The organism is Sporosarcina sp. P16b, assembly GCF_002743065.1.
GTDB lineage: Bacteria > Bacillota > Bacilli > Bacillales_A > Planococcaceae > Sporosarcina.
In genome coordinates this window covers 215,390-222,499 of sequence record NZ_PDYO01000004.1, presented here as the reverse complement: position 1 = coordinate 222,499, position 7,110 = coordinate 215,390, and the positions used below count along the sequence as shown (strand labels likewise).

Genomic DNA, 7,110 nt, shown 5'->3' with positions numbered 1-7,110 from the left:
CATCTCGACTTGGTCTTTATTCTTTATTTTTAAAGATTCTTTAAGTTCTTTAGTTATTGGCTTGCCCAATTCCGCCACGTGGACTTGCTCAACTTCGACAAGTGCACGTGGCGGTTCTGGGCAAGTGACTTGCTCATGTTCGAACGCACTTGCAGGCAATCGAGTATAGTCGATTCGGTACCATTTCGTATTGTCGATTTTCATGCGGTTATGGTGATCTGTCGAAATGAGATAGCCTTTATTTTCAAGATCATAAATAATGCGTCTAATCGTGTTCGAAGACCAAAACGTAAATTCTTTTGTCCAGTCTTTATACGTTTTATAAATCCACCTATGGCCGTCCCGAAAGTTTTTGGATATAAGGGAGCGAAAATGCACTTGTTGCATAAATAATGCTCCGTTAATTCCCACCAAGTGTACGAGCGACGGTAGTAGCGGTATCGACTCTTCATCAATTAATAATTTCATATAGTTTCTCCCCCTGTAAAAAAGTTGTAGTAGAGTGCTCACTTTGCACTTCTCATACTCCATATAGAGAGTTTTTCGGAAAAGGATACACATTTTAAAAATAAATTTTACATACGCTAAAAAAGGAGTGGAAGTATAGCCCTCCACCCCTGTTAATTATTGATTATTTACACGTATATTTCATAATTATTGGTAGCATGTCGAAGTAGAATCAGGTCTGCCGGTCATGACTTCAAGATGGTCCTCGATTATGCATAGCGTCCGGAACGGAAACATCACTTGACATTCCCCGGGCAATCATTCCACTTCCATTTCACTAAAGGTCTACCCTTTTAGCCAATAGTAATGTAGAGGGTAAAATACGTACTATCCATTAGTAAACTTGTAGTCCGCTTCCAAAAAAATAACCTCACATACCGATTCAAATCGGCTTGTGAGGTTGGCGTTTTATAAAATAATCCTCCTACTATTTTGGCATGTTCTAATTTAACCTAAGTAGGATTTTTGCACAATTTCAGTATCTTTCAATTCATCCTTTGTTCCTTCACCTACGAGGCGTCCCGCCATCAGGACATATGCACGATCACAGAAATCAATTGCCATTTCAGCGTTTTGGTCCACTAATAATATGGTCGTTCCTCGCTGATGGAGTTCTGTTATTTTTTCATACACTTCGTACACGAGCCTCGGAGATAATCCCATAGATGGCTCATCAAGTAATAATAGTTTTGGACTCACCATCATTGCCCGGGCAATCGCCAGCATTTGTTGTTCTCCACCGGATAATAAACCTGCCTGCTGATTTTTTCGGTCTCTTAAAATCGGAAATGGCTCCGACACTTCTTCGGCCATTTGTAATCGTTCTTTAGTACTTAGCGTATAGCCGCCTAAAAGTAGATTATCCCAAACAGATAAATACGGAAATACTTGCCTTCCCTCAGGAACTAACGTCATCCCATGATTGACTAAACGAAAAGTTCTGGAGTTCGTAATCGTTTTGTCGGACAATATGATTTTTCCGCTTTTAGGACGAACCTCTCCCATGATACTTTTTAACAGAGTGCTCTTACCTGCCCCATTTGCACCAATGACAGAAACCGCTTCCCGTTCTTTCACATGAATGTTCATATCTTCAATGGCACACACTTAACCATAATAGGTGTTTAACCCTTGTACTTTAAGCATCTACCTTCACCTTCCCCATATATGCTTCAATAACTGCAGGGTGTTTTTGAATCACATCGGCAGTTCCTTCTACTAGTTTTTCCCCAAAGTTAATGACTGTAATATGGTCAGACAATGTGTTCACTAAGTTCATATCATGTGCAATAATCAGAATCGTAATGCCTTCATTATTTACAGCCGTAAATAATTCCATTAATTCCTTTGTTTCTTTTGGATTCATCCCAGCTGTCGGTTCATCGAGCAGTAAGAGTTGTGGTTGCGTCGCTAACGCCCTAGCAATTTCAACTCTTCTTTGATTACCATATGACAACTGCGCTGCATACTCATCTCGCACATCCCATAGCCCAACGAATTTCAAGATCTCTTCAACACGTTGTTTCGCAGCCTGTTCTTTTTCCCTAAATGCTTTCGTTCGCAATAAGGCAGGAGCCAGCTTCGCACCAGTTAATAAATAGGTTCCAATCAAAACGGTCTCGGAAACCGTCATGTCCGGAAATAGACGGATATTTTGAAACGTTCTAGATACACCATGCTTGGCAATCTGATCCGAGCTCAATGAAGTAATATCCGTTGTAGAAAAACGTACCTCACCTTGATCAGGAGGTATTATTCCAGTAATCAGGTTAAATGATGTAGAAACGGTACGTGTTCAACTGGAAGAAATGCGGCCTGAAGATTGGGGTATTGCCGGAGAATCTGTTAAAAAACGGACTGAAAAAAGCCTGACATAAATAATTTATTGTATTCATTTTCGGTCTATTAAGGGAAAATATCCAATTACAAACTATATCTATTGGTTCTTAAGAGATCTATAGGTTCGATTTTATCGAAATTGGTTTTAATTAATTGAATTTGATGGATGGTACTCCTGTGCGAAACTATCATGATTGTTTAAACCTTTATGAATCACGGTTTTTTCGTGAAGGCAACCTCCCTTAAACCTTATCAATATATAATCCATCCACCCTTCTTATTAAGGAGTCCGCAGTTCAATACATGAAGTACCTATCTTCTACATCCTTCCCCTCATAAACAAAGTATTTTTTTTTAATCATATAAATGAATCACATCGAAAAATCGATAAAGTTTTGCGGATCTTTTCAATGATTAGCCTAATCACTCTATTTTCTGTGCTGTTTTTTTATGATGAGGAATTACTTAACTTGTTTTTTCTTCGCTATCATGGCTTTTGCGATACTGGATTATTTGATATGAGCCTTTTTCGGGTGGAAGTATACACACTGTCCTAAACAATCTATTTTGACTTTAACCGAAATGCTAATAATAGTAGCGGCCACCATCATCGTGATTCACTTTAACTTACTTGGTATCCTTTTGACGAAAGACTCCCTATATGAATAAGCACCCTACTGCAATCGAGTGTAATAATTTTACAGGTGTTAGCTGTTAAGTACACGATTACATTTGTAGGTGATCAAGAAAAACATAAGAAATTCATTATCATAACCCTGGAAGAACAGTTCACACAATGTCTGATGGAAAAACATAGAATGCGGAGATTCCATCCTTCACCGTCACAATATGGAATGAAGATTTATTTAAAAAGCATTTGCGGAATGGTTCCATTTAGCACATGAAAATTGCATGTGGCTGCTTTCACAAAGTTTTGATATACACTATACAACCAATTTGCATGGATCGATATGGCACTACAATCCTTTATTTTGTTAGCCGATCATGATGCACAGATTTTATCATTCATCACTAGCAATTCATCATATCGAAATGAGGAATATTTACGATTGGCTTTTGAAGAATGACGACTATATTATATTCAGGCGCACTTGTTGTAGGTTATTCCGTACCCTATATTCCAGAAAATAGTGTTTGAATAAGTAATGAGCCTTTTCAGTAATGGCTCACAATAAGGAAAACCATCCAATACAGTCGGCGTATCTCCTTTCTGCACTAGATGTTTTTTGTAAGAACTCATATTTATAAGGAAAAGATATAATCCGGTCGTCGTCTCCATTAATTTACACCTACAGTACATAGCTTTTTTGCGTAATCTGAGCGCAGTCGCTCATAACGCCATCACGCTCGATTCTAGCATACATGTTTTATAATTCTCCTATGTATTTCTCTTTGCTACTTAATTTCACTAAAGATGGATATAAAAATAAAACAAGAATGAATAAAATGGAAAATAATCTTAGTAATATAACTGCTGTCACGTCAAAGAACATTTGAATGATCAGTGGCAATAAAACGATCGGAGTTAACTACCCACTTTCCCTTTGGATTTTTGCGTTTGATACTGTTTTTCTTCACAATATGGACAAGCCATGGCAGGGTTTAATGTGGCCGTCTTTTTTATTGTGTGTTTCAAACTCCACTGATGATTGCAATTTTCGCATGAAGGCATTACATTACCCCTGTTTTCAAAATGGCTCGATTGCGTGGTATACGCAATCGAGCCGTTTTTATATAGAATTTCACTTTCTACTAGTGCATATGAACATTTAGTTGGATGGCATAATAGTTTCTCGTTTTACGTTCAATGAGCGTAAGTAATGCGTTATCATTTTACTTTTGTCCTTTTACCGTGTCAATTTCCCAATGACCGAATTCTTGACGATCTTCAATTTCAACTGGACATTCAGCGATACCCATGCCCAAAAAGCGACGAATTCTTCAAATACGTTTAGCCTTTTGTTTCGTCTGAGTTGCATCGGCAAGTCTATGTCTCGAACGCGCAATAAGTTTAAATCAATATAGTTGTAAAGGGTTTTCGTGGATACTGTAGATCGATCTTTACAATTGGCTTAAAGGCTGAAAAACCGACGACTGCATCTGGTGACCAGTCCTGATCTATGATTTTTCCAAACGCGAAATCAAAAAAACACTTACGACAAGCAACTTACTTTTCGCGCGCACTGGAGTCGATTTCGTTCATATATCACCTGTCCCGTTTCAGCGAAATAGGCTGTATAGGGTGTGCGTTCGGTTTGAAGTTGGGTCGTGGTTCCACGCTCTAATTCATTAGCAATTGTTTGATGAACGCGTCCCAAGCGTCTACCGATCTCTCGGTTGGAATGTCTGTCCTTGTGAAGCGCCTCGATTTGACCGCATTCAAAAGGTGACAAGTGTTTATCTTTACAGTTTTTTATTGCATTCCTAAGTTTTGCCACTATAAAACTCTCTCTCATTGTTTGTTTCGCAACTCCAATGATACACGAAATTTTATAGAGGCATTTTTTTGTTTGAACTTAGGGAGCTAACTTGATTGTACAATTGGCCAATTATTAAAAAGCAATAAACTTATCAAAGCCACTACAAAATAAACTAAGATCTTTTTTCAGGATTGCTAATAATAGTAGAAAACAGAAATTAGCGTCTTGAAATGGGTGTAGATATTTTAAATACTTGGTTTAGAAAAATCACCTATTACTAGGCGTTCTTTTAATCCTTTAATCTCATCAGAAGTATACCCCAATTCCGCCATTACTTCTTCTGTATGCTCACCTAACAACGGGGGATACCTTGTTAAAGTTGCAGGAGTGTCTGAAAGTTTAACAGGAAATCCTGGTATTTTTAAATTATTTACTATAGGATGCTCAACATCCAATACCATTTCCCTTGCTTTAACCTGGGGATGTTCAAGGACTTGATCTAAAGTATGGATTGGTCCACATGGAACTCCCACTGCATCTAGTTTCTTAATTATCTCTTGGTTCGTTAATTTTGATAACCTTTCACTGATAATTGGAATCAAATCGTTTCTATTAGCTACTCTATCGTTATTTGTTTTATATTTGTGATTATTATATAAATCTGTCCACCCCAAAGAATCACAACATTTCGTCCATTGACCATCATTCCCAACAGCTAAAATAATATCTTGATCCTTGGTTTTAAATGATTGATAGGGAACAATAGATGGATGACTAGATCCCATTCGTCCTGCTGGTTTTCCTGTGGCGAAAAAGCCAGTTGCCATATGATTTAAAAGTGAGATTTGACCATCTAACAAACTTACATCGATAAACTGGCCTTTATCTGTCTGGCCCCGAGCAAAAAGAGCAGTCAAAATACCATAAGCCGCAAACATTCCTGTCGTCAAGTCCACAATCGCCATTCCAGCTTTAGCGGGAGGCCGATCAGCATCTCCAGTAATACTCATTAAACCACCGAAACCTTGTAGAAGTAAATCATATCCCGCTTTACTTTTTTCTGGACCCGTACGACCAAAACCTGATATTGAGCAGTACACTAGACGGGGGTTAATTCTTTTAATTTCATCATAGCCAAATCCTAACTGATCCAAGGCACCGGTACGGAAATTCTCAAGTAGAACATCAGCTTCTTCTACAAGTTTATAAATAATCTCTTTACCTTCGGGCGATTTCAAATCAATTGTAATACTTCTTTTGTTACGGTTTGTAGCTAGAAAGTAACAACTTTCTCCATTCCATGTTGGGGGAGTAAAATATCTTGATTCATCTCCCTTTCCTGGTTGTTCCACTTTTATGATATCTGCGCCCATGTCTCCAAGCAACATACTACAATATGGCCCCGCCAATATTCTGGATAAATCAAGAACTTTAATTCCATTCAATGCTTCTTTCATCAAAATTCAACTCCCTTAATTGCTATTTTGATATCATGTCATTTGAAATTTTGTTTGTATTACTCTATTTTTTTATAAATATTGAGCGCTAATATTTACATATAATTAAGAACAATAGGGTAAAAGACCAGATTCATCTTGCTTTAATCATTTACTGTCTAACTTTATGCAACACTAATGGCTTCTTATGTCTTTACGAGATTTTTTCTTCGAACTAAGCATTTAACAACACAATCTCCAGTTCTAATAAGATCTTTTTATAATAAAGACTGTAATCAATTCGGTTTCCTTTTATATAGCGTTGCAGCCAAGTGAAAAGGTCACCAAACACTCGGATTCATTCAAAAACATTTATGAAGAAAATTTTGAAAGTGCATATATTGACATGAAATCGATATGTCATCAACTTGACTGCTGTATGCATAATAAGACCTTTTTATAAATAAAGATCTTTGTGCCAAGGATAAAGCAATTACTGACACTGGATTTTACCGCTCATAACATTCTTTCCAACCGAACGCCCAGGAACTTACAATTCTTTGGCATTGTATGGAACCAAACTGTTGGAACTCTTGGCAGTTTGATAATAAAATATTTTATAAAAGTAGGGGTTGTAAAACTTTATGCATTGATAACAACTTGACACGGAGCCTCTAAGGGCATAAGTTCCAAGCTGGGTAATCAAATAATATGTGACCGGTTGGCCCGGCAAAAGCTATCACCTCTCAATATAAAGTTGTGGTATAAGAATCCGCGGCTTTTTCCTAATGGTAAACGGTTGATGTTACCTGGTACATTTATTATTGTCACTCAGTGGTTTAAAAGATTTCACGGGTGGTTGTACATATCATTAGCTGTAACTATAA

At 37.4% G+C, this 7,110-nt stretch carries 4 protein-coding genes and 1 pseudogene; all 5 read right to left on the bottom strand.

Annotation, left to right across the window (positions count from 1 at the left end):
• Nucleotides 1-468 (bottom strand): annotated as a pseudogene (locus tag CSV77_RS07735) (DnaD domain protein); the annotation flags it as partial.
• A 486-nt stretch (nt 469-954) separates the two neighbouring features.
• Nucleotides 955-1,596 carry an ABC transporter ATP-binding protein gene (locus CSV77_RS07730; RefSeq protein WP_233212191.1) on the bottom strand — a complete coding sequence of 214 codons (642 nt, stop codon included), beginning with the start codon at nt 1,594-1,596 and terminating at the stop codon, nt 955-957.
• A gap of 49 nt (nt 1,597-1,645) precedes the next feature.
• The gene (locus CSV77_RS07725) at nt 1,646-2,260 is read right to left on the bottom strand and encodes an ABC transporter ATP-binding protein (protein ID WP_233212193.1); all 615 of its coding nucleotides are present in this window, start codon (nt 2,258-2,260) and stop codon (nt 1,646-1,648) included.
• 2,260 nt (nt 2,261-4,520) lie between these two features.
• Entirely contained in the window at nt 4,521-4,823 is a 303-nt protein-coding gene (locus CSV77_RS07715) for a helix-turn-helix domain-containing protein (protein ID WP_099672964.1), read from the bottom strand.
• A 209-nt stretch (nt 4,824-5,032) separates the two neighbouring features.
• Nucleotides 5,033-6,244 carry a CaiB/BaiF CoA transferase family protein gene (locus tag CSV77_RS07710; RefSeq protein ID WP_099672963.1) on the bottom strand — a complete coding sequence of 404 codons (1,212 nt, stop codon included), beginning with the start codon at nt 6,242-6,244 and terminating at the stop codon, nt 5,033-5,035.
• Between the last annotated feature and the right edge of the window lie 866 nt (nt 6,245-7,110).